Raw genomic sequence first — 24,142 nt, forward strand, 5'->3', positions numbered from 1 at the left:
GGAATCCGTGCGCTATCAACTTGATTGGCGCAAGATTCCGATATCCAATCCGCTCGGCTATTTTGGCAAATCAAATAGGGAGAGAAGCCCATGCTCAAACGGATATTGTTGGTAGCGGTCGTCACCACCTTTGCGGTCGGCTCGGCATTCGCGCAGGAGTCCTGCGAGACCAAGGCCGTCGGCAAGGACGGCAAACCGCTGTCGGGCGCGGCAAAGACCTCGTTCATGAAGAAATGCACCACCGAGTCCTGCGAGGCCAAAGCGGTCGGGTCCGATGGCAAGAAGCTCGCCGGCGCCGCCAAGACCAGCTTCATGAAGAAGTGCCAGAGCGGCGCATAACCGCGCAGTCTAGATTCTTGTTTTGACGCGTTTTCTTCACGCGAACCGGTGTCCACTTCGCTCGAAAACGCTCTAGCTATTCAGGATCGCCGTGACCTCGAAAGGGTCTCCGATGGCGATTCGCCGAAATGCGCCCGATATATCCTGGAGAAGTCGCTGAGGTGCCAAAAGCCACAGGCGAGTGCACAGGCCTTGACGCTATGGGTGCCGGCCAAGAGGTTTTGGCGAACGAGCCACAGCCGTCGCAGGCGGAGATATCGGTGCAGGCTCATCCCCCGATAGCGCTGCACCGCATCGTGCATGGTACGCACTGACACGCCGATCTCCCTGGCAAGATCGCTGCTGTAGATCGGCTGCGCGAGCTCGCTGGACAGGACCGCCTGCACATCCTTGAAAACCTTGAACTGCCGCGCAGCGTTCGCCCGCGCCGTCCACTTTGCCGGCACGACCTCCGCGAACGCATGATCGATCGCGGCCATCAGGGATTCGCGGATCGCGACCGCTACTCCGGGAACCTCAGGCGCCTCGGCCAAATGCGGCGCGATCGCCAGGATCTCCCGCACCAGCTGGCGCAGCCGCCGTTTCGCCGTCTCGCTGGTTTCATAGAGATTGAAGCTCAGTCCGGTCTTCGGCCACCCGCGATCCTCGACCTTGGGCTTGAAAACGATCGAGGCATACTGCCGGGGGGTTCTCTCAAGTGCGCTATAGGCGGCCCCGCCGCTGCCAATCACCAGCAACGACCGATCGTGCTCGATACCATTGAAGCGAATGGCGGTGCCCTCATCCATCGGGAACCCGACGGCGGTCGTGTTCGGCGCCAACTGCACGTCGATGACCCGCGGAAACGCCTTCGTGTAGTTCAGGTCGCAACCCGGCAAGTTCAGGATGGTTTGCTCGGCCGAAATATCCCGGGCGAGCGGAATGCACTCCACCTGCACGTTTCGAATAAAGCTCCGAAACGTGTCGATATCATCGAACCGAAATATCTTCGGCACCAGCGTTGGCGCCGGTGAATGATCGTTCATTTAAAATAGTTCTTGTAAGAGCAACACCAGTCGAGGGCACGGCAATCATGCCGCGCTGCAAAAAAGCGGCGATCTTCGCTCGACGACTCGTCTCGTACTCTTCTCCAATCTCCACCCAGTTGGAGCGCAGTGACTGCGAAAGACAACGTGGCAAAATACCATTGCCGAATTTCGATACTGTTTTCTGGTAGAATCTTAAAGGGGGCACAACCCTAAAAGACCAATTTACAGTGGTAATTAACAATCTAGGCGCGAAATCGGCTGAGGAACAGCGACGTCCTGCAGCGGATTATTGGTGCCGCCATGACTGCCATTGCCTCGACTGAGCTTATTGCAGAACTAGAAGATGTTGTCAGAGCCGGTTCGCCCGAACGCCGCATCCGGATATTGCGGCAGGTGGCGAGCCTGTTCCTCGCGGACGCCGACCGGCTCAGCGAGCACCAGATCGAAATATTCGACGACGTCCTGGTCCGTCTGATCGGGGCGGTCGAAGCACGCACGCTGACCAAACTCAGCGCCCCCCTTGCCGATTTGAGGTCGGCCCCGAGGGAGGCGGTGCGCCGCCTCGCACAGCACGAGGACGCGGCCGTCGCCGTCCCGATCCTTCGCAAGTGCGAATGCCTGTCTGAGGACGACCTCATCGAGGTCATCAGGACCCGCGGCGAAAAGCACCTCGGCGCCATCGCCGGACGCAGCGCGGTGAGCCGCAGGCTCACGGATGCCCTGCTGATGCGCGGCGATGCCGCCATCTGCGGCATCCTCGCAAGGAATCCCGGTGCGCAGTTCTCTGTTGTGGGCTTTGCGACCCTGGTCGATATGGCCCTGCGCGACGATGATATCGCCGACGCGCTGGTGCAGCGGCCGGATCTGCCGCGCGATGTGCTTTGCGAGTTGGTGGCGAAGTGCAGCCCCTCCGCGCAGGCCCGCCTGCTCAAGACCGCGCCGCCCGAGCGACATGTCGCGATCAGAACGCTGATCGAAGAGACCACCGCGCGCGGGCGCGCCCGCAAGCCTGTTGCCGTGGACTATTCCGAGGCAAAGGCGACGGTGCTCGCGCTCAACAATGCCGGCCAGTTGAACGATTCCATCGTCAACCGTTTTGCGATCCGGCGCGACCACCCCAGTGTCATCGCCGCGCTGTCGCTGCTGGCAACCGTTCCGATCGAAACCATCGAGCCGCTGCTGGAGACGGAGGATTGCTACGGCCTGGTCCTCGCCTGCCGGGCGTCGCGGCTCGATTGGCAGACCGCGGTCGCCATCATCAGGAGCCGCAAGGGCGTCAAGCCGGTTTCGCCGCAACAACTCGAACAGGCCAGGGAGGCCTTTGACACGCTTTCGCTTTCCACCGCGCAGCGCGCCATCCGCTTCGGATCCGTAAGCGACATCGGCGCCAGGCCCTTGTCTGCCGATACAGCTTCAGTTGGGGGAGTGCATTGATGGCTTATGGAAACCGAAAAGCCGAGCGCGTTCATTTCGAGCACCGCTATCCGGTCAACCTGATGGGCGTTGACGGCACCTGGCAACGAAGCTGCGTTCTTCTCGACGTGTCGCAGACCGGCGCCAAGCTCGAGGTCGACGGCCCGCTCGACGTGCTGCGGGCGCAGGAATTCTTCCTGATCCTGTCATCGAGAGGACTTGCGTTCCGGCGCTGCGAACTGATCCGGGTCGACGGGATGCAGATCGGTGTGAAGTTTGTCGCCGAACGAAAGAAGAAAGGGCGCGCCATCATTCCAAAGTGAGCATGCCCGCCGCACAATTTTCCCAGGGAGGAACGACCGATGGCCGTCCACAAGATCGCAGCCTTCTCCGTCACCACGAATTGCGCGGAGCCGCTGCGCGGAATCGTCGAGATCGACATGGCCGGAAAGACGCTGCGATTCGAACTCAACGAGGATGTCGCGCACAGTCTCTGCAGCGACCTCGATCATTTTCTCACCCAGGCCGAGCAGCGCGCCTTCGACAACATCTGAAGCAATGCCGGCAATACCATCTCGATGTCTGTTTACGTTGTAGCCGATACGCAGGCCGGGCTTTCGTCCTTGTGCGCCATGCTGGAGCCGAAGCATCCCGTTACAGGGGATCTGCTTGGAGCCGCCAGCATTCGCGGCAATGACATCGCGGCCGTTGTCGTCAACGCCGACCTGCGTGTCGTCGACAACATCACGGCGCTCAAAGCCCTGTCAGGCACGTTCTCGCGAATCCCAAAGCGCATCTTCGTCGTCAACGAGAGGACCCGGCTGGCGGTGGTCCAGGCCTACGCGCTCGGCGCGACGCATGCGTTGCTCAGTCCGGTCAAGCCGGCCCAGTTGCTGGCAAAGCTCGCGCCGGGCGAGACCACATCGATCGTTCCGAGCGAACCCGCCTCGAGCGCGCGGGAGGCTGCATCGGTCGGCGCGGCCAGCTTCGCCTCGATGTTCTCGGCGGTCACCTGCGGCTGGGCGGTCAATGTCGCGGAGGCCAAGGACGCCGGCAACGTGATCGCAGAGACGATCGCCGAGCGTGGGCTGTCCGACTGGCTCGCGACAGTTCGCCGTCACCATGAGGGCACCTACCAGCACTGCTTATTGGTCACCGGCATCGCCGTCGATTTCGGCCTCAGCCTTGGCATGGCGAAGGCCGATATCGAGCGTCTTTATGCGGCGGCAATGTTTCACGACCTCGGCAAGGCAAGGATTCCGCTCGCCGTCCTGGACAAGCCCGGCAAGCTCGATGCCGAGGAACGTACGCTGATCGAAACCCATCCTGCCGCGGGCCATGCCGTGCTGAAGGGAACGCCCGGCATCTCGGCCGAAATCCTCGATGCCGTACGGCACCATCACGAGTTTCTTGATGGCAGCGGCTATCCGGACGGGCTTTGCGCCGAGAGCATCTCCGACATCGTGCGTATCCTGACCATCTCCGACATCTTCTCCGCATTGATCGAACAGCGGACCTACAAAAAGGCGATGCCGCGGGCGGCGGCATACGAAGTCCTGCAGGGCATGAAGGGCAAGCTCGAGCGGCCGCTGGTCGAGGCATTCAGGGACGTCGCCCTGAACCGTTGACCCGCCCTGCTTGCTCACCGAGGGCCGAAAGCTAGCTCCGCAGCCCCGGCGCTTCCTGGCCGGTGCGAGCGACGTACTCTGTGTAGCCGCCGCCAAATTGGTGGATACCGTCCGGCGTCAACTCCAGAACGCGGTTGGAGAGCGCGGCGAGAAAATGCCGGTCGTGCGAGACGAACAGCATCGTGCCTTCAAACTCCGCCAGCGCGTTGATCAGCATCTCCTTGGTCGCGAGATCGAGATGGTTGGTCGGCTCGTCCAGCACCAGGAAGTTCGGGGGATCGTAGAGCATCTTCGCCATCACCAGCCGCGCCTTCTCGCCGCCCGACAGCACCCGGCACCTCTTCTCGACATCGTCGCCGGAAAATCCGAAGCAGCCGGCAAGCGCGCGGAGCGAGCCCTGTCCTGCCTGCGGGAACGCGTCTTCGAGTGATTGAAACACCGTGCGTTCGCCGTCGAGCAGATCCATCGCGTGCTGCGCGAAATAACCCATCTTGACGCTGCCGCCGAGCACGACCGTGCCGTTGTCCGGCTCGGTCGAGCCGGCCACCAGTTTCAACAACGTCGACTTCCCGGCGCCGTTGACTCCCATCACGCACCAGCGCTCGCGCCGGCGGATCATGAAGTCCAGTCCTTCATAGATTCGCTTGCTGCCGTAGCCCTTGTCGACGTTCTTCAGCGCGACCACGTCTTCGCCGGAGCGCGGCGCCGGCAGGAATTCGAACGCCACGGTCTGGCGGCGTCTCGGAGGCTCGACCCGCTCGATCTTGTCGAGCTTCTTGACGCGGCTTTGCACCTGGGCCGCATGGGAAGCGCGCGCCTTGAAGCGCTCGATGAACTTGATCTCCTTCGCCAGCATCGCCTGCTGACGCTCGAACTGAGCCTGCTGCTGCTTGTCGGCCATCGCGCGCTGCTGCTCATAGAACTCGTAGTCGCCGGAGTAAGTGGTGAGCGCGCCGCCATCGATCTCGATCACCTTGCCGATCACGCGATTGATGAACGCGCGGTCGTGCGACGTCATCAACAGCGCGCCCTCGTAGCCCTTCAAGAATTGCTCGAGCCAGATCAGGCTTTCGAGATCGAGATGGTTGCTCGGCTCGTCCAGCAGCATGACATCCGGACGCATCAAGAGAATGCGCGCCAGCGCCACGCGCATCTTCCAGCCGCCCGAGAGCGAGCCGACGTCGCCGTCCATCATCTCCTGGCTGAAGCCAAGGCCGGCCAGCGCCTCGCGCGCCCGCCCCTCGAGCGCGTAGCCGTCAAGCTCCTCGAACCGTCCCTGCACCTCGCCATAGCGCGCGATGATGTCGTCCATCTCATCGGCGCGTTCAGGATCGGCCATCGCAGCCTCGAGCTCCTTCAGCTCGGCCGCAACGATGCTGACGGGGCCTGCGCCGTCCATCACCTCGGCGACCGCGCTGCGGCCGGACATCTCGCCGACATCCTGGCTGAAATAGCCGATCGTGATGCCGCGATCGACCGCCACCTGCCCTTCGTCGGGCACGTCCTGGCCTGCGATCATCCGGAACAGCGTCGACTTGCCGGCGCCGTTCGGCCCGACGAGGCCGATCTTTTCACCCCGGTTGAGCGCTGCGGAAGCTTCGATGAAGAGGATTTGGTGGCCGGCCTGCTTGCTGACGTTGTCGAGACGGATCATTGCGCTATCTGGTGGGACATCTGTGCGGGGCGCTCTTAGTCGATTTCGCCCGCCAGCGCAAAGACGTTCCGCCACCCGCTCCGCTTCAGCGCGATTTTCCTTCCGAAACGAGCCCTGCTAGTGCCGCTTGAAATACTGCACGTCGCGCTCGTGCTTTTCGGCCGCGGCGCGAGACTTGAAGGTGCCGAGATTGCGACGTTTGCCGGTCTTCGGATTGACCTTCCGCGAATAGAGGCGGTATTCGCCGGATCGTAATTTGCGGATCATGGTCGGGTCTCCTTTTGCCCGATCAACCACGCCGCACCCTCTCGGTTCCATTACGGCTTGCGCTGCGGCGGAAAGAGCTGATTGCCAAATGGCTGCGGCCCGGTGGGAACACGGATGGCGATGAAGCTTCGGCCCATCGATGTGTGACAGGAATTGCAGCCTTCGGTCAGACTGGCATAAGCCTTCGCAAATTTGCGGCCATCCTTCGCCGCGATCGCGTCGGAAACCGACTGTAACGGATCCTTCAGCGTGGTGACATTGCTGACGGGGATGCCGGAATACATCATGGCCGCCTCCGCAAGACTGGACTCGAGCTGGCGCAGTTCATAAGCCGCAAGCTCCCAATTCTGAGCCGTGGCGGCCAACCACAATTTCTGGTGTTGCTGTTGCGCAGCGCTCATGATGTCGCCAAGCCGTGGGACATATCGGTCGCTCGAAGAAGGCTGCTTCAGATCCGACTGCGCGATCGCCAATGTTGTCGACGCCGCAGATAGAAGCAGAGCCATCACCAGAGCACGCCGTTTCATCGCAAACTCCATTTCTTCCCGCGGCAGCGACCGCAGAACATTGTTTTGCTTGCAGCCTAGCGAGGAGAGGCGTGGGAGTCTTGCGCTTGATCAAAGCCGCCTGCGGAATTCGACCAAGCAACACAACAGCCCTCATTGCGAGCGAAGCGAAGCAATCCATTGTCACCGCAAGTTTCGAGAGATGGATTGCTTCGCTTCGCTCGCAATGACGGCTGGGTTAACCATTGATCGCTCTAGAAGCAGAGATTCGTCACGACGTTGCCGCGCTTGTCCTTGATCGTCATCGGACATCGCGCCCGCTCCAGCGCCTTCTTGGCGTCCTCGTCGCCGAGCGCGGCGGCGCGCTCGTAATAGGTTTTCGCGGCATCCGAATCCTTCGGACCGCCGCGGCCGGATTGCGCGAAGGCGCCCATCCGCTCCAGCGCGGCGGGATGATTTTGCGCGGCCGCCTTCTCGAACAGCGCGCGTGCCGCGACATCGTCCTTCTCGCCGCCGGAGCCCTCGGAGAGCATCAGGCCGAGCTGATATTGCGCCTCGGGGTTGGTCTCGGCGGCCTTCGCGAGCAATTCGCGGGCGCGCGCCGGGTCGGCCGCCGAGGCTCCGCCGAGCGCGGCCAGATTGGTGACGCCGCGCGGATTGCCGGCCTGCGCCGCGCGCTCAAACAATTTGCGCGCCTGCGCCTCGTCCTTCGCGACGCCCGCGCCGGTCCCGTAGAGCACGCCGAGCTCGACCATCGCCGAGGTCGAGCCCTTGTCTGCCGCCTTCCGCCAGGCCGCGACCGCTTCCGCCGCTTGCCGATTGGCTGCATAGGCACGCCCGAGCTGATACATCGCCCGGCGCGAGGATTTGGCAGCAACTGCGCAGTATTTGATCGCGGTCGCAATGTCGGCCGAGGCGATCTCCGGCACGCCCTTGACGTCGGCGGGCTTGTCGGGATCGGAGGGATCGGCCGCGAGGCGGTCGCACAGCACGAGGTCGGCCGATTGCGCATGGGCATGGCCCGGCGCCGCGAGCACTGTGACGGCGAGAAGTGCGGCTGCATGAATTCGCTTGATCATGGCTGGCAAGTTGCGTCCAACGGCCGGCAAATTCAAGGCTCAAGCCCCGACTCGCGCAGCACCGGCGCGACCTCGTCGGAAGCGAGATAGCGCAGCAGCCGGTCGGCCTGCTCCGCCTTCCCCGAAGCTGTCATGCGGCCGGCGGAGAACACCGCCGGCGTCTGCAACTCGCGCGGAATTGGTCCGACGACCTCGATGCCGGCAACCTGCTTCAATTCGCTGATCTGCTGCACGGCGACATCGGCCTCGTCAGTGACGAGCCGTTCCGCGGTGAAGCCCGACGGGATAATGGTCGCGCGCGCGTTGATCTCGGTCGCGATGCCCAGGCCCTCGATCAGTCGCGCGAAGAAAATCCCGCTGGCGCCGATCCGCGAATACGCCACCGAGCGCGCAGCCAGCAGCGTCGCGCGCAACCCCGCCTCGCTGGCGATGTCGGGATGCAAGGCTCCCTCCTTCACCGCGATGCCGACATAAGAGCGCGCGAGATCGACGCAGCTCGCCGCGGCGACGCTTCCTTCCCGCGCGAGCTCGGCGAGCCCCTCTTGCGTCAGGATGAGGATGTCGGCGCCCTCGCCGAGCCTGATCCGGTCGAGCAGCGCGAGCGTCGGCGCGAAATCGGCGTCGATCCGCACGCCGCCGGCGGCCGCATACTGTCCGGCAAGATCGGCAACTGCGCCTTTCAGCGCCAACGTGGAGAGCAGGCGAATGGTGTCGGGCATCGCGTCTTACAGTCGGCGCATCAGCTTCAGCACCGCCGTCAATCGCAGGCTGCGCTTGCCGGCGAGCGCGGTTGCTTCCAGCACCGCTCCCTCTTCATTACAGGTGCCGGAAAAGCCGATGCCGACTTCGTGGCCGCCGAAGATCGGATTCTCGCCCCTGGCCGGTGTGTGCTCCTGGTTGAGGATCTGGCCTTTCCAGCGGCCATTCTCCGAAACGTAAGTACCGAGATAATAGAAGAACGCGTCACCGCCGACGATGCGGCCATCCTTGAGCAGCATCACGCCAGTCAGGCCGCCTGAGACCCCATCGAGCAGGCGGAGATGAATGGAATAAAGGCCGTTGGCAATCCCGCCCTCGCCGACACTGCCGGCGATCGGGACCTCCTGCTCCTCGATCGGCGTCAACAATGCCTGAAACGGGACGCCCGGCACCTCCCGCAACCCTCCCTCGAAGCGATAGGTGTCGCCATTGGGGCGGCCCTGCGCCACCAGTGTCGCATCATCGGTGCCGGCCATTGCGGGATAGTTGGGATCCGGATTGTGGCGCACGGTCCTGACCACGACCGAGACATCGTCGCCGCTTTCCTCATAGGTGCCGATATGGGCGAAGGCCGAATTGCCGCCGAGCATCTTGCCGTCATGCGCGTGCATGACGCTGCGGCCGACCGCATCATTGAGCTGAAATCTGACCTTGTAGAAGCCTCCGAAACCCACTTCGGCCCCCGGCCCGCGCGCATCCAAGCCGAGTGTAGCGCGCTTTCGGCAAGGTCGATACCGGCTTTGCGCTAAACAAAGCGTGTCGACGGTCTGGAAGCGCAACCAGTCCAATGCCGTTTAAAATGCAAAAGTCCGCCAAAGCCGAACGGCATTGGCGGACTTGATTGCGGTCCCGGGCGCCCCCAGCCCGGGCCGGGAGCGTCTTAGGCCGCGGCCTTCTTGCCGGTCGGGACTTGAGAGACGGTCTTCAGGATCTGCGAAGCGATCTGGTAGGGGTCGCCTTGGGAGTTCGGACGGCGATCTTCCAGATAACCCTTGTAGCCGTTGTTGACGAAGGAGTGCGGAACGCGGATCGAAGCGCCGCGGTCGGCCACGCCGTAAGAGAAGGTATCGATCGAGGCCGTCTCGTGCTTGCCTGTCAGGCGCATATGGTTATCAGGGCCGTAGACCGCGATGTGGTCAGCGCGGTTGGCCTTGAAAGCTTCCATCAGCGCCTCGAAGTACTCCTTGCCGCCGACTTCGCGCATGTACTGGGTCGAGAAGTTGGCGTGCATGCCGGAACCGTTCCAGTCGGTGTCGCCGAGCGGCTTGCAGTGGAATTCGATGTCGATGCCATAGCTCTCGGTCAGGCGCAGCATCAGGTAGCGCGCCATCCACATCTGGTCAGCGGCGGTCTTGGAGCCCTTGCCGAAGATCTGGAATTCCCACTGGCCCTTCGCCACTTCGGCGTTGATGCCTTCGTGGTTGATGCCGGCAGCAAGGCAGAGGTCGAGATGCTCTTCCACGATCTTGCGGGCAACATCGCCGACATTCTTGTAGCCGACGCCGGTGTAGTACGGGCCCTGCGGAGCGGGATAGCCGCTCGAGGGGAAGCCCAGCGGACGGCCGTCCTTGTAGAAGAAATATTCCTGCTCGAAGCCGAACCAGGCGCCGGCGTCATCGAGAATGGTGGCGCGCTTGTTGGACGGATGCGGGGTGACGCCATCGGGCATCATGACTTCGCACATCACGAGCGCGCCGTTGGTGCGCGCAGCGTCCGGATAGACGGCGACCGGCTTCAGCACGCAATCGGAGCTGTGGCCTTCAGCCTGCATGGTGGAGGAGCCATCGAAGCCCCAGAGCGGAAGCTGCTCGAGCGTCGGGAACGACGCGAATTCCTTGATCTGAGTCTTGCCGCGCAAGTTCGGTGTCGGCGTATACCCGTCGAGCCAAATATACTCGAGCTTGTACTTAGTCATTGAGCCTCTCTGTTGATGATGCAAAACGCGAGGGGCCGAAAAGCCACTCGGTTGCCCCGCGCGTACCCGGCCACCATCGGCCAAGAATGTACCAAGCAATTTGAATGCCAATCGCTGCAATGCGGGAGCGGGTCTCTGGGGAAAAGTCCAGACGGCGCTAGCTCTTTTTTACTGCGACATAGAAGCGCGGCTGGCATGCGTACCAAGCGGCCAATTGACGCTCCCAGGGTACCGCCAGCGCCCGATTCTCCGGCAATTTCCTCTAGGCGCCCACCGTCCGATTAAAGCCTTGGCAGGCTTTCGCGGCATTGCTCGGAGACGCCGCCGCCCGACCGCAACCCTCGGCCCGGCTCAAGCGTTGGTCACCTGCTTGTTGCCTCACGCGAAGCAAAACCAAAAATGCCTAGAGAATAATCATCGAGTGACATTTTTTGATCAACTTGCATCCGGGCGGGGCACGGCCGATATCGCAAGTCCAAGTAACTATCCAAGTAACCACACGAGAACGAGTCGGGCGCACCATGGAGGATCGCGGCTCCGATCAGAGGAGAGGATGACATGAATACGGGTCTGAATCAGGGATCTGCCAAGATCTACCAATTCCCGGTTGGCGGCCGGGCGTCCATCGCAGGACGCCGCTATGGTGAGACCAAGTCGGCGCTCGAGATTGCTGCTTCACAGGTGAACAAGGCCGATTGCAGCGGTAGCTGGTACCACCAAGCGGCGATCGAAGAATCCAAGCCAACGCGTGACCACTAATGCCGGGTCAATATCGGATAGCTTCCCGACGGGAATGTCGGGGATCGGTAGCGTCGAAAAGGGTCGGAACGAGCGCGTTTCGGCCCTTTTTCATGCCAGCTCGCAGGCCGTGGCCCGGCGCTTGGCGTGCTTGAGCGTGGCAAGGCCGGCTTTCGTGATCCTTAGCGTAACGCCACTGCCGGAGTAGCGCGCGCCTGATAGCGTCAGCCGCTTCAACAGCGTTACCGCCTTGCCGTCGAGCTGCAGATGGGCGCGGGAGTCGTATTGGAAAAATCCGACGATGAACTGCGTGCCGTCGGCGCAGCGATAGTTCTGGAACGAGCTTTGGGCCGAGGCTTGCGACCTGCCGGCGAGGGTTCCCGCCACCAAGACCACCGCGAGAATGGCCGCCTGCCGATGATTCATGCTTCGCCCCCCGGAGCTGCCTTGAGTATAGACGAGCGCGGGATGCGCACCATCTCCTATCCGGTCATCTGCTTGCCGTACAAGATTGCTCAAGTCACCCGATGCAAGACTCCCCTGCCCGACATTTCAATCTCGCCGGCGCGAGCAATTTCCGTGACCTCGGCGGCTACCTTACGCGCGACGGCCGCCGCGTCCGTTGGCGCCAGATCTTTCGCTCCAACCATCTCGGCCGCCTCACCGACGACGATGTCGCGGTGGTCCGCGGCCTCGGCGTCCGCAGCGCCTTCGATTTCCGTGGCCGCGAGGAGCGCGCCGAGGGGCTTTGCGGCGTGGCCGAGATCACCGTGCATTCCCTGCCGGTCGAACCGACGGTGATCGCCGCGCTGCGCGCCATCGCCGCCAGCGGCAATCCGCCGACCGAGAACGACGCCATCGAGGTGATGCGCGATTCCTACCGCAGCTATGTGCAGGAGAACACGCCGCGCTTCCGCGCGCTGTTTGCGCATCTGTTGGAGGACCGCGCGCCGCTCGTCATCCATTGCAGCGCCGGCAAGGACCGCACCGGCTTCGCCTGCGCGCTGATCCTGCATACGCTCGGCGTTCCCGACGAGGTGATCTCGGAAGATTATCTGCTGACCAACCGCTTCTATCGGCGCGATACTTCCGTGCCGAGCGATCTACCGGACACTGTCCTGCAGGTGATCGGCACGGTGCGGGCGGCGTTCCTGGCCACGTCGTTCGAGGCCATCAGCGCCGGCTATGGTGGCCTCGACAATTATATCCGCGACGGCCTTGGTGTCGGAGAGAGCGAGCGCAGGCAGCTTGCCGCGCTCTATCTCGAGAGAACTTAAGCAGCCGCTTCCAGCTCGGCGTCGAGGTCGGCAATGACTTCCTCGAAAGCCGAGATCGCCTGCTGCACGGCCGCGATCTGCATCAACTCCCAGCCGCTGACCGGACCGGTGCGATTCTGCAGCGCGACGACCAAGTCCCGCCGCTGCTCCTTAAGCTGAACGAGCGGTAAACCGTGATCGGGTAAGTTTCCCATGGTCTGATCCCCTGCCATGATGAGACCTCGCTTCTAGCGAACGGATTCTGCAATCGACTTACGGAAGTCCGGCAAATTTTACCAATCAAGGGCAAGGCCGTAGTCTTACGTGCATGGCTACGCTACGGCGGCAGCTTTCCGGATAGCATCGTTAAGGCCCCTAGACATCCGGAGCGTGCTGCCGTCGCTCTGATGCAATCGATCGGGATCGGTCGGGTCCACCATACGATCGAAACCGATATTGTTCTGCGCGTGCCAATGCTGCATCAGCGCCCAGCGGCGAAACACATTGACTCCTGCCCGCTCTGCCACTGCGGCGATCAGCGAGACCATGCGCTCGGAAAGCTCGGCCTTATCGTCGATCAGCATCGCCGGGACATGTTGCGGATCGATCAGTAGCACGTCCATCTGGCCTGCATGGGCACGAAGCCGGTCTACGCCGACGGCAATTTTCTCCGCGACGTCGTCGACGTTGTACTTCTCCTTGTGGAAGACGGCGTTGGTGCCGACCTGCCAGATCACCAGTGACAGTGCCGGCGCTTCGGCGAAAATGTCCGAATCGAAGCGATCCAGTTCTTCGATCGCCTCTTGACCGCCTACCCCCCTGTTGAGCACATCGATCCTTGGATTATCGCTGGCGCGCCTCAAATACATTTCCAGCCAGTATGGATAAGGCAAGACATCTTCCCGGCCAGCGGTCGACGATGATCCCATCGCCACGATCTTAAGCGGCCGGCCGTGCCGAAGCGCCTCGGCCAGGCGTGTCAGCGGATATTTGAAGGCGATCAACTGATCAGGCAATTCGGCATCTGCAAAATTGTCAATCATTTCGGGCCTCACAAATTAAATACTATTTAACGTTGAGGGCCTATTTCGCGACGATTTTGCCGGCATTGCAAATGAATTTCTGCTGAGTTTAGTCTGTCTGCCCGGGTAGTGCGGAGCTGTCTCATGAACGGAAAAGTTATCGTCATCACCGGCGCGTCCGGTGCGCTCGGCAAGGTGGTCGCTGAGGAAGCCCTGGCGCGTGGCGCACGCGTGTCCGGCATTGATCACGCGCCGTCATCGCTTTCGCCGACGTCGGATCGGATCGAGTTCGGCGGCGTTGATCTGACCGACGCAGCCCAGGCAAAAAAGGCGATCGACACGGCGGCGGCGCATTTCCGCCGGCTCGATGCACTCATCAACATCGCCGGCGGCTTTGCCTTCGAGACGGTCGCAGACGGCGATCCCGCAACCTGGCAGCGGATGTATGCGCTCAATGTCACGACCGCGCTCAACGCCTCGCGCGCGGCGATCCCGCATCTTCTTGCGTCCAGCGCCGCGCGTATCATCAATATCGGCGCGCTCGGTGCACTGCAGGCAGGCGCCGGCATGGGCGCCTATGCAGCTTCCAAATCCGGCGTGCACCGCCTGACCGAAGCGCTCGCCGCCGAGCACAAGGGCAAGATCACGGTCAACGCCGTGTTGCCTTCGATCATCGACACCGCAGCAAACCGCGCCAGCATGCCGAGGGCGGATTTCTCAAAATGGGTGGCGCCAAAGGAACTCGCCGACGTCATCCTGTTCCTCGCAAGCGACGCAGCGAGCGCAGTCACCGGCGCGCTGTTGCCGGTGAATGGCCGCGTTTGACTCTCTCGCTCACGCCTCCACCAGCTTCTTCAGCACCGCCTTGAAGCGGACGCTGCGCTTGCCAGCGAGCGCAGTGGCTTCAGCTTCGGCACCTTCGGAATCGTAGGTCCCGGAGAAGCCGATGCCGACTTCGTGGCGGCCGAACAGCGGTCGCTCTCCCAGGCTCGGCGTATGCTCGCGGTTGACGATCTCGCCCTTCCACCGGCCGTTCGCGGCGGTGTAGGCACCGATATAGTCGAAATAGGCGTCGCCGCCCCAGATGCGGCCGTCATGCAGCATCATCACGCCGGTATTGCCGCCGTCGAGCCCATCGAGCATGCGAATGTGGATGGAATAGAGCCCGTTGCCGATGCCGTCGGGTCCGACTTTGCCCGGCGCAGGCGCATCCTTGTCGTTGATCGGGGTCAGGATCGCCGTGAACACGACGCCGGGTAAGGCGGTGGTCCCGCCTTCAAAATGAACCTCGTCGCCCTTGTGCGTGCCCCTGAAGGTCATGACGATGTTGTCGACCGGGAACATCGGCACATAGCTCGGATCGTGGTTGTGGCGCGTCATCTTCACCTCGGATGAGATGATGCCGCCTTCCTCCGTGTAGCTGCCGATGAAGGACGAACCGGAATTGCCGCCATAGAACTTGCCGGAGGTGGTTGCGAACATCACGCCGCAGCCAGTGCCCCGCACTGTCCTGAACGAGAATTTGTATAGTCCCTGCAGCACCCTGGCGCCTGCTTCTCACGCGACAAATGCACCATACCCCGCGCGGACCGTTTGCTCGCGCAGGCTCACCGATTGCCATTTGGTCTAGTCGTCCCGCACGAAGACTAACCGTTTTGCCACCGTCCCGGCAAACGCTTTGCGGTAAACTTCTGCAACTGAGTCGCGGCATTTCGCGACTGGAGAGTTTTGCGCGTGGAAACCTCGCTCTATCTGCCCGTCAAACGATTTCTCGAAAAGCTCGGCTTCACGGTGAAGGGCGAGATCGGCGGCTGCGACCTCGTGGCGCTCAGCGGCGACGATCCGCCGGTCGTCGTGGTCGGTGAGCTGAAGCTCACCTTCAACCTGGAACTGATCCTGCAGGCGGTCGGTCGCGCCGGCGCCTGCGACGAGATCTGGATCGCCGCCAAATTGTCGTCGCGCGGCAAAGGCCGCGAGAGCGACGCGCGCTACCGCAATCTCTGCCGCCGCCTCGGCTTCGGCATGCTGGGAGTGACCAGCGCCGGCGAGGTCGAGGTGCTGGTGAAGCCGCCGACCACGGCGCCGCGCCGTGATCCGAAGAAGCGCTCGCGCCTGGTTGCCGAGCACAATCGCCGCAAGGGCGATCCCGTGATGGGCGGCAGCACGCGCTCGCCGATCATGACGGCCTACCGCCAGCAGGCGCTCGCCTGCGCGTCAGCGCTCGCCAATGGACCGCGGCGCGTGCGCGAGCTCCGGGTGGATATTCCGGATGCCGGCAAGATCCTGCTGCACAATGTCTACGGCTGGTTCGACCGCGCCGAGCGTGGAATCTATGTGCTGACCGAAGCGGGCCGCGCCGCGTTGAAACGTTGGCCACAGCCGCCGGTTGATGCTGCGGCCATCGAAACAGCGCCCTCGATCCGGATGACGACCGCGTAGCGACGCACGATTGCGGTGCATAACCGGTCACGATCGCGCGATGAGGCGGGGTAAACAGAGCATGATCCGGAAAAGCGGAAACCGGTTTTCCGAAAAGGTCATGCTCAAACAAAGAGATCAGATCATGATCCGATTCTGTCCAATCGGATCATGATCTGGAGAAGGTCTACCGTGCATGGCTGGATTGCCATGTCAGTTTCATATTGCAATGCAACAATATGCAGCCTAGGTATCCGCCCAAAGCATGATCCGGAAAATAGCTACCGGAATTTCCTCGCGACAGACGAAGCGTTTGCGCGGAGATCATGCTCAAAACGAAGCGGCGGGCGGATGACGACTGATGGAACCGTCATCCCGCTCCCAGTGAGGCCCCGATGAGCGAAGACTGGCAAACGAAATATGGTCCCCGACGCGTGAGGCGCGATCCGCCGACGCTGGAGGAAGCGATCTTCGCCGCCGTCGGCATCACCGACGACCTTGAGCAACAGGCCGAGATCGCGTCCGCCTTGATGGGCCTCCCTTACGAGGAGGTGCTGGCTGAGGTGAAGAAGACGGCGCGCACCACCGCGAGGTCGGCGACCCGCGTGATCACGGGCGAGCAAGGCGCGCAGCGCGCGGTCGTGGTCGAGCGGCGCGTGGTCCGGCGGTTCGGCAACGACAAGCGCACTGGCACCTGAACTGCGATTGGCGATTCGTTCACCTGAGCGAATTGCCCGCAGAATTGGGGCGCACGAGTGCGCGCGCCGATCAGGCGGCGCGGCCCCAGCCGTACATCTTGAACACCATCTGCCAATAGGCGCGGTTGAGATCGGCGATCGCGCGCGCGGCCTCCAGCGGCGCGACGGTCGTCGCGGGGACCAGTTCCGGCTGGCCATGCCGCGCAAGATCGATGCTGCCGGTGGATTCGCCGTGGCGGAAGGTCAGCTTCGCGCCAAACTTGCTGGCGAGCGCACGCATCGCCTGGTTCTGCGCGCCGGTGGTGATCCGGAGTGAACGATAGCCTTTGGCCCGCGCCTCCGCGATCACATTGCGGAACAGGATGCTGCCGACGCCCTTGCGGCGCGCCGAGCGCTCCACGCTGAAGGCGATCTCAGGCTCTCCGTCCGGCGATTGCTCCGGCGGATGCAATTCGGCCGCACCACGCACCACGCCGTCCTCGAAATAGGCGATGATGACAGTGCCGTCGTTGGCGCATTTCTCGGCGTAGCGCTTGATGAAGCCGTCATCCATGAAGCCATGGAAGCGATCATAGCGGCTGGTTCGGTCCAGCCTCAGCAGATGGTCCTGCAGAAGCGGTAATTCCGATTGGCTCAGCGTCCGAACAGTGCCCTTGGCCGGCGCCGAACGGGTAGAATCGTAGTTCATTCCATAACTCCTCGTGGTAGCCCTCGAGGAGGCGTCGAATCCCTAGATGCCCAATATTGTGCGTCGCAGCATGAAATTCAAGTACCTAGATTCACCAAATGTTGCATTTGGATTCACTTGATCTTTCATCCTGAATTTATTGATGAATTCAGGATGGCGCGCGTACTAAAGTACCATTTGAGTCTGGGTCACGACGGCGACCAGTCTGCCGTCCTCGGTTTCCAGCCGAGTTTGCCAGACCTGCGTGCGCCGGCCGCGATGCACAGGCGTGGCGATGGCGATCACCGTGCTCCCCTCCTTGGCGCCGCCGATGAAGTTGGTCTTGCTCTCGATCGTGGTGGTTCCCTTGGCATCCTCGGGCAGATTGATCACGGTCGCAGCCGCCCCGACCGAGTCCGCAAGTGCCATCACCGCGCCGCCGTGAATGGTGTGATGCAGCGTGCAGAGGTCCGGTCGCACCAGCATCTTCGCCACCACGCGGTCCTTGTCGGCCTCTGTGAACGTGACGCCCTTCAGTTCCGCAAACGGCATTTTCATCGATTGGATCTTTTCCAGCGGCGTCATGCGTCCTCCCGTTTTGTTGTGCGCGCGGCAGCGGCGGAGAATGGACGGAGCCGGTAAATCAGGCAATGACGTCCGAGGTAATGGCCGATGTGACGATGCGCCAATGAGAGAGATTTTCCGATGCGCCACTTCCCTCCCCGCCGGATCGTCTGCCTCACCGAGGAGACCGTGGAGACGCTGTATCTGCTCGGCGAGCAGGACCGCATCGTCGGCGTCTCCGGCTATGCAGTGCGGCCGCCACAGGTCCGCCGCGAGAAGCCGCGCGTCGCGGCGTTCATCTCGGCGGACATCCCGAAAATCCTGGCGCTCGAGCCGGACCTCGTGCTCGCCTTCTCCGACATCCAGGCTGACATCGTCGCCGATCTCGTGCGCGCCGGCGTCGACGTCCACGTCTTCAACCAGCGCGACGTTGCCGGCATCATGGCGATGATCCGCACCCTCGGCGCCATGGTCGGCGCCGCCGAGCGCGGCGACCAGCTTGCGACGAGCTTTGAGCAGCGCCTCGCCGGCATCGCCGCGACGCCGCGTTCGCAGCCAAAGCCAAAAGTCTATTTCGAGGAATGGGACGATCCCCTGATCAGCGGCATCGGCTGGGTCTCAGAGTTGATCGAGATCGCCGGCGGCGAAGACGCACTGCCAGGCTTGCGGCTACAGAAGGCAGCGAAAGACCGCATCATTGCGGCCGAGATTGTGCGTGACGCCGCGCCCGATGTGATCCTCGCCTCCTGGTGCGGCAAGAAGGTCGTGCCCGATCGCATCCGCAACCGTCCCGGCTGGAGCGAGATTCCCGCCGTGCGTAACGACCGCATCGTCGAGATCAAGTCGACGATCATTTTGCAGCCCGGTCCAGCCGCGCTCACCGATGGATTGGATGCGATAGTAGCGGCGCTGTGGCCGTCGTGAGCCTCGCTCTCGCCTTCGTCATTGCGAGCAACGCGAAGCAATCCATTTCTCCACGCGCGGCGGCATGGATTGCTTCGCTGCGCTCGCAATGACGGAGGGAGCCTATACCTTCTCCACCCCGCACCATTCCGCGATGAACAGTGCGGTGGCCTTGGTGGATTTGCGCAGCGACTCCAGGTCGACATATTCGTTGAAGCCGTGCATCGCCGCGCCGCTGGCTCCGAAGCACAGGCTCGGGATGTTGTAGTTCAATCCATAGAAGCGGGTGTCAGTGAGCGCGGTGAAGGCGCGGTCTTCCACCGTGCCGCCATAGACGGCGCCGAACGCCTTCGCGAACGCCGCTTCCGGCTCGGCTGCATCAGTCAGCTCATAGCCCTCGGACAGGAAGCCCGACCACTGCACCTCAGGCGGATTGTTGGAGAGGAAGCGATGGCCGCGCGCGGCCGCCGCGACGCAAGCCAGGATCTCCTTCTGGCACTCCGCAATCGACCAGCCCGGCAACACCGCGATGCGGCAGTCGACATCGCACCAGGCCGGCACGCTGGAAGCCCAGTCGCCGCCCTTGATGATCCCGGGATTGAAGTTGATGGGATGGGCGACGTCCTTGAAGTGCCGGTCGGCCTTGGCGCGCTCGTTCCATTCAGCCTCCAACTTTTCCAGCGCGTGGATCAAGTGATACGCCGCCATGATCGCATTCGACCCGGCGCCGGCCTCGAACACATGCACGGGGAAGCCGCGCACCTTCAGCCGAAACCAGATCACGCCGACCTGCGAGCGGATCATCTTGCCGTCGGTCGGCTCCGGGATGAGGCAGGCATCGGCGCGATAACCGCGCTGCAGGGTCGAGAGCGCACCGACGCCGGTGCTCTCCTCCTCGATCACGGACTGGAAGTGGATCCGCCCCGTTGGGCGCAAGCCTGCCGCCTTGATCGCATCCAGCGCATAGAGGGCGCCGATCGTGCCCGACTTCATGTCGCAGGCGCCGCGGCCATACATGCGCCCATCCTTGATGGTGGGCGAGAATGGCGGCGTCTCCCACATGTCGAGCGGGCCGGTCGGCACCACGTCGCAGTGCCCCTGCAGGATCAGCGATTTGCCGCCATTGCTGGGCGGCCGATAGGTGCCGACCACCGTACGGGCCCTGGAGAAATCATGCTCGATCGGGCCGAAGCCGCGCAGGTTCTTCAGATCGTCAACATTGATATGCCAGTCGTCGACCTCGTAGCCGCGTGCGCGCAGGAGATCGCCGATCATGTCCTGGCACGGACCTTCTGCGCCACGCGTCGACGGGATCGCGACGAACTCCTTCGTGGTCGCGAGCTGCGCATCGAAGCCGGCATCAACGGCGTCCAGGATCCTTTGTTGCGTATCGGCACTCATGCGGCGGCTCCAACTCCAGGTTCGATCAACGCTATAGCGTGATCTCAGCCACCGGGGTACTGCGCAAAATAGGCATCTCGCAATGCTTCTTCGAGCAGCCTGCCTTCCGAATAGCCGTCGAGCGACGCCGGCCGCGTCACCCCGTCGAGCAGCCGCGAGCACGGCTCCGGCGCGCCAAGCACGGTGCGCACCGGAATGCGCTCGGCATAGATCGGGAGCTCGTAATCCTCATCATCGTCGGCGACGCCTTTGGCGCGGATCTTGGCGGAGGCCTCCTCGATCTCCATCGCGATGAAGGAGGTCGCCTTGATCTCCTGCGTATTGCTCGGCCGCAGGCTCGCGGTGCGATCGGGAAAGAAGCGGTCGACCATCGCCACCAGCGCGCGCTGCTTCTCATCCGGATCGGTGACGATATAGGCCGTCCCGAACGCCATCACCGCGCGGTAGTCCGCCGAATGATTGAAGCCGCAGCGCGCCAGCACCAGGCTGTCGAGATGCGCAACCGTGAGACAGACCCTCTGGCCCGCGGACTGGTTCCTCAGCATGCGGCTCGCGCTGCTGCCGTGCCAGTAAAGCTTGGTCCCCTCGCGCCAGAAGAAGGTCGGCGTGCAATAGGGCTGGCCGTCGATCGCATAGGAAACGTGGCACAGCATCGAGGAATCGAGGATGCGGTGCACGGTTTCATGATCATAGAAGCCGCGATCATGGCGGCGCTTCACCTGGTTTCGTGGTGACAGCGGATAAGAGGCGGCAGCACCTTCGCTCACGGCAGCTCCTGTTTCTGGATTTTGAACGTTTCGAAGCAGTTGTAGCGCCGGATTTGGTCTGCGATAGTGCCAATTCCATGCGAAAAATTTCGACCAATTCTGCGTCGCCGCGCAAGGCCGAGCTGCCGCTCGACCTTTCCGGACCGCATGTCACACCAGGCGCTTCCGCCCAGCAGCGCCTCTACCAGGCGCTTTGCCACGCCATCCTCGGCGGCATCGTCAAACCCGGCGAGCCGCTACCGCCCTCCCGCACTCTCGCAAAGCAGACCGGCTTTCGCCGCAACGCGATCGTCACCGCGTATGAGCGTTTGATCGCGGACGGGTTCGCAGTGGCGACCACGGGCTCGGGGACGTTCGTCGCGGCGCGCATCCCTGCGCGAGCCCGCGAGGCACCGAAGCCGAAGATCACCATCGATGCGCCCCAGCAAGGCGCGCTGGCGCTTGGCTGCACGCATATCGATAGCCGCGCCCTGCAGCGCTTCCGCGCCTTCGTCGGCCGAAGGATGCGCGCCTTCAGCGCCGAGCATTTCCACTACGGCGATCCCAGGGGCAGCCGCGAGCTCCGCGCCGCAATCGCCGACCATTTGTTGTCGGCGCGCGGCCTGCGCTGCGATCCCGAGCAGATCATGCTGACGTCCGGCACGCTGCACGGCCTGCGGATCGTGCTCAGCGCGATCCTTAGGCCGCGCGACCAGATCTGGTGCGAGGATCCGGGATATCCGATCGCGCGCCGAACCATCGAGCATTGCGGCTATCGCGCGGTTTCCGTTCCGGTCGACGCATCGGGCATGGTGGTTGCGAACGGCCGGGCCCGCGCGCCGGCGGCCCGTGCGGCCTATGTGACGCCGTCGCATCAGTTTCCGCTCGGCGTGCAGATGTCGATGCCGCGCCGGCTGGAACTGCTGGACTGGGCCAAGGCCGCCGATGCCTTCGTGTTCGAGGACGATTACGACAGCGAATTCCGGTATGACGGCGCTCCCCTGCTGTCGCTCGCCGGCATCGACCATCTGCGGCGCGTCATCTACATGGGCACATTTGCCAAGACACTGTTTCCGGGATTGCGCGTCGGCTATTGCGCGCTGCCTGAAAAATTGATCGGCTCGGTGACGGCGGCCCGCGCCGCGCTCGATCGCTTTCCCGGCACGCTGATGGAAGGCGCCGTCGCTGACATGCTCAACTCCGGGGCCTTCGCCGCCAACCTGAAGAAGGTGCGCAGGCTCTACCGCGAGGCCCGCGACGTGCTGGCCTCGACGCTGTCGGCGGCTTCCGAAGGCGAGCTGTCGGTGCCGGTGCCCTCGCAGGGTCTGCATCTGGTGGCACGGTTCGATCCATCGACCGAACCGCTCGTCGCGTCAGAGGCCAGGAGCGCGGCCGAGGTCGACGGCTGGCTGCTCGCGGAGACCTATCATCGTGCGCGTCCCCTGCCCGGCTTCGTGCTGGGGTTTGCCGGCCACGACCTTCCGCAACTGAAAGCATCGGCCGAACGACTGGCGAAGGCCTCGCTCACCGCGCTGCGCGAGAGCCGTAAGCCGAGAGCCCGCGTCGCCAAAACGTCAACGTCGCGCGCGGCTCTATGAGAATCGCCGGCGCCTCATTAAGCTGAAAATGAAAGCTGTACGGCGGAGATACCGGATGCCCGGCAATCGCAACGTCCTGTATCTGATCATCGGTGTGCTGCTCGCCGTCATCGGCGTGCTCAGCTACCAGCTCTACCAGGCCAAGAAGCAGCCCGAAGGTTTCCAGATCAACGTCGGCCCCGACGGGTTGAAGATCCAAGGCAAGTGATGCTGATGATTTCGGAAAGAGTTCTGCGCGTCGGTTGCATCGTGCTGCTTGGCTGGCTTGCATCACCGCTGTCAGCGTCGGCCCAGGTGCTGGGACGCGAGCAGGACATCATCGATTTGCGGCTGGGCCAGCGCGTGATGGTCGACGATGGATCATGCCCTGCGGGCCAGATCAAGGAAGTCTCGGGCTCGCAGATGACGAGCCAGGGCGTGACGCGCGTGCGCAAATGCATCCCGCGCCTCGGCACCAAGAAGCGCTGAGGTGTCCGTCATGCCCCGCGCAGGCGGGGGATCCAGTAACCAACATTGCCAGTTGTGCGCGCAAGAAGCGCCGCGGAATACTGGATCGCCGGTCAAGGCCGGGCGATGACCTCGTGGGATGATCGAGAAACGCCGCTCACTCCGTCGCCGGATCGAACATGCACTGCAGCGTCGGCTTCGCGATCTTGGTGAAGGTCGGGCCGATCTCGGACTGCTTTGACGGCGGCACCCAGTCGGTCTCGATCGTCGGCACGCCGGTCTCGCTGATCCCGCGCAGCAAGGCTTCGCGCAGATCGGGATCCTCGACGGTGGCGGCAGCATAATCATGCAGACAGCCGCATACAGCTTCCGGATGCGCCCAGCGGCCAAGCATGTGGGGGGCGCACTGGCGCACGAATTCACCGCGCGGGTCGGGCAGCACCTTGAACAGGGTGCGGAATTGCACCGGCTGGGTCTGATGCGCTGTCGGCGCCTGCGCTTGCGCCGAACTGGCAGAAATGATCGATGCCGCGATGACGGCGAGACAGGTGCGCAAGAGCATGCAGTTCATTTACCGTCGGCTTTCCTGCAGACTTCTCACAGCATGATCCGGAAAAGTGGAAACCGGTTTTCCGAAAAGATCATGCTCAAACAAGGAGCTCAGTTGGCGGCAACGACGATAGCCTGAGTCGTGGCGCCTGCAATCGGCGAACCCATATAAGAGAAGCTGCCGATCCCCGGAAGGTCGCTGTTGGAGGACCCGGCCATTGAGGGTCCAGCCAGGACGAAGGCGAAGGCAAGGATGAAGCTGATCGTCCGCATTTGGCTGTCTCCGGTCTTCCAACGTTCCCGCCGTCGTACGGCGGTTTGATAACCACGCCCTGTTTCCGGACATCTGCGCGAAAACCTCAAAATGGTTTCATTCCACTGCCGAATTGTTTCGTGGGCTCGGCGCGACGAAACATTGGGGCAGAAAACGCAATGATTTCAGCACCCGCATTTCTGGTACACCAGCACCCTCGTGCCGTGCCTCGCCACCAGCGAAGAAATGATCACCGCGCGAATGACATAGATCAACGCCGGCAACCGCGGTTTG

32 protein-coding genes are annotated in these 24,142 nt (G+C 62.8%); 14 read left to right on the forward strand and 18 right to left on the reverse strand.

Annotated features, from left to right (window positions below):
• Positions 1 to 90 precede the first annotated feature (90 nt).
• A complete protein-coding gene (locus AC5ZG1_RS13100) occupies positions 91 to 339 on the forward strand; it encodes a hypothetical protein (RefSeq protein ID WP_496133118.1) in 249 nt (82 codons plus the stop codon).
• An 80-nt stretch (positions 340 to 419) separates the two neighbouring features.
• On the opposite strand, the gene AC5ZG1_RS13105 is transcribed toward AC5ZG1_RS13100, so the two are convergent.
• Positions 420 to 1,364, reverse strand: coding sequence for an AraC family transcriptional regulator (locus tag AC5ZG1_RS13105; protein WP_028165844.1), 945 nt, complete (start codon positions 1,362 to 1,364; stop codon positions 420 to 422).
• Between the two features lie 396 nt (positions 1,365 to 1,760).
• Between AC5ZG1_RS13105 and AC5ZG1_RS13110 the strand changes: the two genes are divergently transcribed.
• From AC5ZG1_RS13110 to AC5ZG1_RS13125, 4 genes are read left to right on the forward strand one after another with little or no spacing between them, the layout of a single operon-like run.
• A complete protein-coding gene (locus tag AC5ZG1_RS13110) occupies positions 1,761 to 2,801 on the forward strand; it encodes a DUF2336 domain-containing protein (RefSeq protein ID WP_496133119.1) in 1,041 nt (346 codons plus the stop codon).
• Positions 2,801 to 3,103: a PilZ domain-containing protein gene (locus tag AC5ZG1_RS13115; RefSeq protein WP_028165846.1), complete on the forward strand. Its 303-nt coding sequence runs from the start codon at positions 2,801 to 2,803 to the stop codon at positions 3,101 to 3,103. The genes AC5ZG1_RS13110 and AC5ZG1_RS13115 overlap by 1 nt, the downstream gene beginning before the upstream one ends.
• 39 nt (positions 3,104 to 3,142) lie before the next feature.
• A complete protein-coding gene (locus AC5ZG1_RS13120) occupies positions 3,143 to 3,334 on the forward strand; it encodes a hypothetical protein (protein WP_456645219.1) in 192 nt (63 codons plus the stop codon).
• 24 nt (positions 3,335 to 3,358) lie between these two features.
• Positions 3,359 to 4,408 carry an HD-GYP domain-containing protein gene (locus AC5ZG1_RS13125; protein WP_496133120.1) on the forward strand — a complete coding sequence of 350 codons (1,050 nt, stop codon included), beginning with the start codon at positions 3,359 to 3,361 and terminating at the stop codon, positions 4,406 to 4,408.
• Between the two features lie 31 nt (positions 4,409 to 4,439).
• On the opposite strand, the gene AC5ZG1_RS13130 is transcribed toward AC5ZG1_RS13125, so the two are convergent.
• From AC5ZG1_RS13130 to AC5ZG1_RS13160, 7 genes are all read right to left on the reverse strand, one after another.
• Entirely contained in the window at positions 4,440 to 6,062 is a 1,623-nt protein-coding gene (locus AC5ZG1_RS13130; protein WP_028165849.1) for an ABC-F family ATP-binding cassette domain-containing protein, read from the reverse strand.
• A gap of 117 nt (positions 6,063 to 6,179) precedes the next feature.
• Positions 6,180 to 6,329, reverse strand: coding sequence for a hypothetical protein (locus AC5ZG1_RS13135; RefSeq protein WP_016843021.1), 150 nt, complete (start codon positions 6,327 to 6,329; stop codon positions 6,180 to 6,182).
• Between the two features lie 50 nt (positions 6,330 to 6,379).
• On the reverse strand, positions 6,380 to 6,856 hold the full coding sequence (locus AC5ZG1_RS13140) for a hypothetical protein (protein ID WP_496133121.1): 477 nt from the start codon (positions 6,854 to 6,856) through the stop codon (positions 6,380 to 6,382).
• 233 nt (positions 6,857 to 7,089) lie between these two features.
• Positions 7,090 to 7,914 carry a tetratricopeptide repeat protein gene (locus tag AC5ZG1_RS13145; RefSeq protein WP_456645223.1) on the reverse strand — a complete coding sequence of 275 codons (825 nt, stop codon included), beginning with the start codon at positions 7,912 to 7,914 and terminating at the stop codon, positions 7,090 to 7,092.
• Between the two features lie 32 nt (positions 7,915 to 7,946).
• The gene (locus AC5ZG1_RS13150) at positions 7,947 to 8,633 is read right to left on the reverse strand and encodes a substrate-binding domain-containing protein (RefSeq protein WP_496133122.1); all 687 of its coding nucleotides are present in this window, start codon (positions 8,631 to 8,633) and stop codon (positions 7,947 to 7,949) included.
• 6 nt (positions 8,634 to 8,639) lie between these two features.
• The gene (locus AC5ZG1_RS13155) at positions 8,640 to 9,284 is read right to left on the reverse strand and encodes a GrlR family regulatory protein (RefSeq protein WP_208827202.1); all 645 of its coding nucleotides are present in this window, start codon (positions 9,282 to 9,284) and stop codon (positions 8,640 to 8,642) included.
• A 269-nt stretch (positions 9,285 to 9,553) separates the two neighbouring features.
• Complete coding sequence (locus AC5ZG1_RS13160) at positions 9,554 to 10,588, reverse strand: glutamine synthetase beta-grasp domain-containing protein (protein WP_028165854.1); 1,035 nt, start codon at positions 10,586 to 10,588, stop codon at positions 9,554 to 9,556.
• Between the two features lie 558 nt (positions 10,589 to 11,146).
• On the opposite strand from AC5ZG1_RS13160, the gene AC5ZG1_RS13165 reads away from it, so the two are divergent.
• Entirely contained in the window at positions 11,147 to 11,347 is a 201-nt protein-coding gene (locus AC5ZG1_RS13165; RefSeq protein ID WP_028165855.1) for a DUF2735 domain-containing protein, read from the forward strand.
• A gap of 90 nt (positions 11,348 to 11,437) precedes the next feature.
• Here the strand turns inward: AC5ZG1_RS13165 and AC5ZG1_RS13170 are convergent, their stop codons facing one another.
• On the reverse strand, positions 11,438 to 11,752 hold the full coding sequence (locus AC5ZG1_RS13170) for an MliC family protein (RefSeq protein ID WP_456645224.1): 315 nt from the start codon (positions 11,750 to 11,752) through the stop codon (positions 11,438 to 11,440).
• Positions 11,753 to 11,853: 101 nt separating this feature from the next.
• On the opposite strand from AC5ZG1_RS13170, the gene AC5ZG1_RS13175 reads away from it, so the two are divergent.
• Positions 11,854 to 12,603, forward strand: coding sequence for a tyrosine-protein phosphatase (locus AC5ZG1_RS13175; protein WP_456645225.1), 750 nt, complete (start codon positions 11,854 to 11,856; stop codon positions 12,601 to 12,603).
• Here the strand turns inward: AC5ZG1_RS13175 and AC5ZG1_RS13180 are convergent.
• Entirely contained in the window at positions 12,600 to 12,815 is a 216-nt protein-coding gene (locus tag AC5ZG1_RS13180; protein ID WP_028165858.1) for a hypothetical protein, read from the reverse strand. The two genes, AC5ZG1_RS13175 and AC5ZG1_RS13180, sit on opposite strands and share 4 nt — an antisense overlap.
• Positions 12,816 to 12,914: 99 nt before the next feature.
• A complete protein-coding gene (locus AC5ZG1_RS13185; protein ID WP_456645226.1) occupies positions 12,915 to 13,625 on the reverse strand; it encodes an SGNH/GDSL hydrolase family protein in 711 nt (236 codons plus the stop codon).
• Between the two features lie 123 nt (positions 13,626 to 13,748).
• Here AC5ZG1_RS13185 and fabG point away from each other — a divergent pair, with 123 nt between their 5' ends.
• The gene (gene fabG / locus AC5ZG1_RS13190; RefSeq protein WP_456645227.1) at positions 13,749 to 14,429 is read left to right on the forward strand and encodes a 3-oxoacyl-ACP reductase FabG; all 681 of its coding nucleotides are present in this window, start codon (positions 13,749 to 13,751) and stop codon (positions 14,427 to 14,429) included.
• Positions 14,430 to 14,438: 9 nt separating this feature from the next.
• On the opposite strand, the gene AC5ZG1_RS13195 is transcribed toward fabG, so the two are convergent.
• A complete protein-coding gene (locus AC5ZG1_RS13195) occupies positions 14,439 to 15,146 on the reverse strand; it encodes a GrlR family regulatory protein (RefSeq protein WP_456645228.1) in 708 nt (235 codons plus the stop codon).
• A 192-nt stretch (positions 15,147 to 15,338) separates the two neighbouring features.
• Here AC5ZG1_RS13195 and AC5ZG1_RS13200 point away from each other — a divergent pair, with 192 nt between their 5' ends.
• Together AC5ZG1_RS13200 and AC5ZG1_RS13205 are read left to right on the forward strand one after the other, a co-directional pair.
• Positions 15,339 to 16,043, forward strand: a complete 705-nt coding sequence (locus AC5ZG1_RS13200) for a DUF2161 domain-containing phosphodiesterase (RefSeq protein ID WP_130227946.1) — start codon at positions 15,339 to 15,341, stop codon at positions 16,041 to 16,043.
• A gap of 374 nt (positions 16,044 to 16,417) precedes the next feature.
• Positions 16,418 to 16,720, forward strand: a complete 303-nt coding sequence (locus AC5ZG1_RS13205) for a hypothetical protein (protein ID WP_028165863.1) — start codon at positions 16,418 to 16,420, stop codon at positions 16,718 to 16,720.
• A gap of 70 nt (positions 16,721 to 16,790) precedes the next feature.
• Here the strand turns inward: AC5ZG1_RS13205 and AC5ZG1_RS13210 are convergent, their stop codons facing one another.
• Together AC5ZG1_RS13210 and AC5ZG1_RS13215 are read right to left on the reverse strand one after the other, a co-directional pair.
• Positions 16,791 to 17,408 carry a GNAT family N-acetyltransferase gene (locus AC5ZG1_RS13210; RefSeq protein ID WP_456645229.1) on the reverse strand — a complete coding sequence of 206 codons (618 nt, stop codon included), beginning with the start codon at positions 17,406 to 17,408 and terminating at the stop codon, positions 16,791 to 16,793.
• Positions 17,409 to 17,573: 165 nt separating this feature from the next.
• A complete protein-coding gene (locus AC5ZG1_RS13215) occupies positions 17,574 to 17,972 on the reverse strand; it encodes a PaaI family thioesterase (RefSeq protein WP_496133123.1) in 399 nt (132 codons plus the stop codon).
• Between the two features lie 120 nt (positions 17,973 to 18,092).
• Here AC5ZG1_RS13215 and AC5ZG1_RS13220 point away from each other — a divergent pair, with 120 nt between their 5' ends.
• Positions 18,093 to 18,875 carry a cobalamin-binding protein gene (locus AC5ZG1_RS13220; protein WP_456645231.1) on the forward strand — a complete coding sequence of 261 codons (783 nt, stop codon included), beginning with the start codon at positions 18,093 to 18,095 and terminating at the stop codon, positions 18,873 to 18,875.
• Positions 18,876 to 18,977: 102 nt separating this feature from the next.
• On the opposite strand, the gene AC5ZG1_RS13225 is transcribed toward AC5ZG1_RS13220, so the two are convergent.
• Positions 18,978 to 20,255: an ArgE/DapE family deacylase gene (locus AC5ZG1_RS13225; protein WP_496133124.1), complete on the reverse strand. Its 1,278-nt coding sequence runs from the start codon at positions 20,253 to 20,255 to the stop codon at positions 18,978 to 18,980.
• A gap of 44 nt (positions 20,256 to 20,299) precedes the next feature.
• A complete protein-coding gene (locus AC5ZG1_RS13230; protein WP_130227941.1) occupies positions 20,300 to 21,022 on the reverse strand; it encodes a pyridoxamine 5'-phosphate oxidase family protein in 723 nt (240 codons plus the stop codon).
• Between the two features lie 77 nt (positions 21,023 to 21,099).
• On the opposite strand from AC5ZG1_RS13230, the gene pdxR reads away from it, so the two are divergent.
• From pdxR to AC5ZG1_RS13245, 3 genes are read left to right on the forward strand one after another with little or no spacing between them, the layout of a single operon-like run.
• Positions 21,100 to 22,599, forward strand: coding sequence for a MocR-like pyridoxine biosynthesis transcription factor PdxR (gene pdxR / locus AC5ZG1_RS13235; protein WP_456645233.1), 1,500 nt, complete (start codon positions 21,100 to 21,102; stop codon positions 22,597 to 22,599).
• A gap of 55 nt (positions 22,600 to 22,654) precedes the next feature.
• Entirely contained in the window at positions 22,655 to 22,807 is a 153-nt protein-coding gene (locus tag AC5ZG1_RS13240; protein WP_196237334.1) for a hypothetical protein, read from the forward strand.
• Between the two features lie 5 nt (positions 22,808 to 22,812).
• Positions 22,813 to 23,067 (forward strand): DUF6719 family protein, encoded by a 255-nt coding sequence (locus tag AC5ZG1_RS13245; protein ID WP_496133125.1) that lies wholly within the window; start codon positions 22,813 to 22,815, stop codon positions 23,065 to 23,067.
• A 136-nt stretch (positions 23,068 to 23,203) separates the two neighbouring features.
• Here the strand turns inward: AC5ZG1_RS13245 and AC5ZG1_RS13250 are convergent, their stop codons facing one another.
• Complete coding sequence (locus tag AC5ZG1_RS13250; protein WP_028165871.1) at positions 23,204 to 23,608, reverse strand: hypothetical protein; 405 nt, start codon at positions 23,606 to 23,608, stop codon at positions 23,204 to 23,206.
• A 98-nt stretch (positions 23,609 to 23,706) separates the two neighbouring features.
• A complete protein-coding gene (locus AC5ZG1_RS13255; protein ID WP_456645235.1) occupies positions 23,707 to 23,868 on the reverse strand; it encodes a hypothetical protein in 162 nt (53 codons plus the stop codon).
• Positions 23,869 to 24,142: the final 274 nt, after the last annotated feature.

The organism is Bradyrhizobium sp. Leo78, from assembly GCF_059512425.1.

What these genes read in the sequence shown, in the direction of transcription:
- AC5ZG1_RS13170 (WP_456645224.1), bottom strand. Translation starts at nt 11,752, where the DNA reads ATGAATCATCGGCAGGCGGCCATTCTCGCGGTGGTCTTGGTGGCGGGA.
- AC5ZG1_RS13165 (WP_028165855.1), top strand. Translation starts at nt 11,147, where the DNA reads ATGAATACGGGTCTGAATCAGGGATCTGCCAAGATCTACCAATTCCCG.
- AC5ZG1_RS13255 (WP_456645235.1), bottom strand. Translation starts at nt 23,868, where the DNA reads ATGCGGACGATCAGCTTCATCCTTGCCTTCGCCTTCGTCCTGGCTGGA.
- fabG (WP_456645227.1), top strand. Translation starts at nt 13,749, where the DNA reads ATGAACGGAAAAGTTATCGTCATCACCGGCGCGTCCGGTGCGCTCGGC.
- AC5ZG1_RS13185 (WP_456645226.1), bottom strand. Translation starts at nt 13,625, where the DNA reads ATGATTGACAATTTTGCAGATGCCGAATTGCCTGATCAGTTGATCGCC.
- AC5ZG1_RS13220 (WP_456645231.1), top strand. Translation starts at nt 18,093, where the DNA reads ATGCGCCACTTCCCTCCCCGCCGGATCGTCTGCCTCACCGAGGAGACC.
- AC5ZG1_RS13155 (WP_208827202.1), bottom strand. Translation starts at nt 9,284, where the DNA reads ATGCACGCGCATGACGGCAAGATGCTCGGCGGCAATTCGGCCTTCGCC.
- AC5ZG1_RS13125 (WP_496133120.1), top strand. Translation starts at nt 3,359, where the DNA reads ATGTCTGTTTACGTTGTAGCCGATACGCAGGCCGGGCTTTCGTCCTTG.
- AC5ZG1_RS13210 (WP_456645229.1), bottom strand. Translation starts at nt 17,408, where the DNA reads ATGAACTACGATTCTACCCGTTCGGCGCCGGCCAAGGGCACTGTTCGG.
- AC5ZG1_RS13160 (WP_028165854.1), bottom strand. Translation starts at nt 10,588, where the DNA reads ATGACTAAGTACAAGCTCGAGTATATTTGGCTCGACGGGTATACGCCG.
- AC5ZG1_RS13225 (WP_496133124.1), bottom strand. Translation starts at nt 20,255, where the DNA reads ATGAGTGCCGATACGCAACAAAGGATCCTGGACGCCGTTGATGCCGGC.
- AC5ZG1_RS13180 (WP_028165858.1), bottom strand. Translation starts at nt 12,815, where the DNA reads ATGGCAGGGGATCAGACCATGGGAAACTTACCCGATCACGGTTTACCG.
- AC5ZG1_RS13105 (WP_028165844.1), bottom strand. Translation starts at nt 1,364, where the DNA reads ATGAACGATCATTCACCGGCGCCAACGCTGGTGCCGAAGATATTTCGG.
- AC5ZG1_RS13175 (WP_456645225.1), top strand. Translation starts at nt 11,854, where the DNA reads ATGCAAGACTCCCCTGCCCGACATTTCAATCTCGCCGGCGCGAGCAAT.
- AC5ZG1_RS13115 (WP_028165846.1), top strand. Translation starts at nt 2,801, where the DNA reads ATGGCTTATGGAAACCGAAAAGCCGAGCGCGTTCATTTCGAGCACCGC.
- AC5ZG1_RS13140 (WP_496133121.1), bottom strand. Translation starts at nt 6,856, where the DNA reads ATGAAACGGCGTGCTCTGGTGATGGCTCTGCTTCTATCTGCGGCGTCG.
- pdxR (WP_456645233.1), top strand. Translation starts at nt 21,100, where the DNA reads ATGCGAAAAATTTCGACCAATTCTGCGTCGCCGCGCAAGGCCGAGCTG.
- AC5ZG1_RS13150 (WP_496133122.1), bottom strand. Translation starts at nt 8,633, where the DNA reads ATGCCCGACACCATTCGCCTGCTCTCCACGTTGGCGCTGAAAGGCGCA.
- AC5ZG1_RS13100 (WP_496133118.1), top strand. Translation starts at nt 91, where the DNA reads ATGCTCAAACGGATATTGTTGGTAGCGGTCGTCACCACCTTTGCGGTC.
- AC5ZG1_RS13145 (WP_456645223.1), bottom strand. Translation starts at nt 7,914, where the DNA reads ATGATCAAGCGAATTCATGCAGCCGCACTTCTCGCCGTCACAGTGCTC.
- AC5ZG1_RS13120 (WP_456645219.1), top strand. Translation starts at nt 3,143, where the DNA reads ATGGCCGTCCACAAGATCGCAGCCTTCTCCGTCACCACGAATTGCGCG.
- AC5ZG1_RS13130 (WP_028165849.1), bottom strand. Translation starts at nt 6,062, where the DNA reads ATGATCCGTCTCGACAACGTCAGCAAGCAGGCCGGCCACCAAATCCTC.
- AC5ZG1_RS13205 (WP_028165863.1), top strand. Translation starts at nt 16,418, where the DNA reads ATGAGCGAAGACTGGCAAACGAAATATGGTCCCCGACGCGTGAGGCGC.
- AC5ZG1_RS13240 (WP_196237334.1), top strand. Translation starts at nt 22,655, where the DNA reads ATGCCCGGCAATCGCAACGTCCTGTATCTGATCATCGGTGTGCTGCTC.
- AC5ZG1_RS13215 (WP_496133123.1), bottom strand. Translation starts at nt 17,972, where the DNA reads ATGACGCCGCTGGAAAAGATCCAATCGATGAAAATGCCGTTTGCGGAA.
- AC5ZG1_RS13245 (WP_496133125.1), top strand. Translation starts at nt 22,813, where the DNA reads ATGATTTCGGAAAGAGTTCTGCGCGTCGGTTGCATCGTGCTGCTTGGC.
- AC5ZG1_RS13135 (WP_016843021.1), bottom strand. Translation starts at nt 6,329, where the DNA reads ATGATCCGCAAATTACGATCCGGCGAATACCGCCTCTATTCGCGGAAG.
- AC5ZG1_RS13250 (WP_028165871.1), bottom strand. Translation starts at nt 23,608, where the DNA reads ATGCTCTTGCGCACCTGTCTCGCCGTCATCGCGGCATCGATCATTTCT.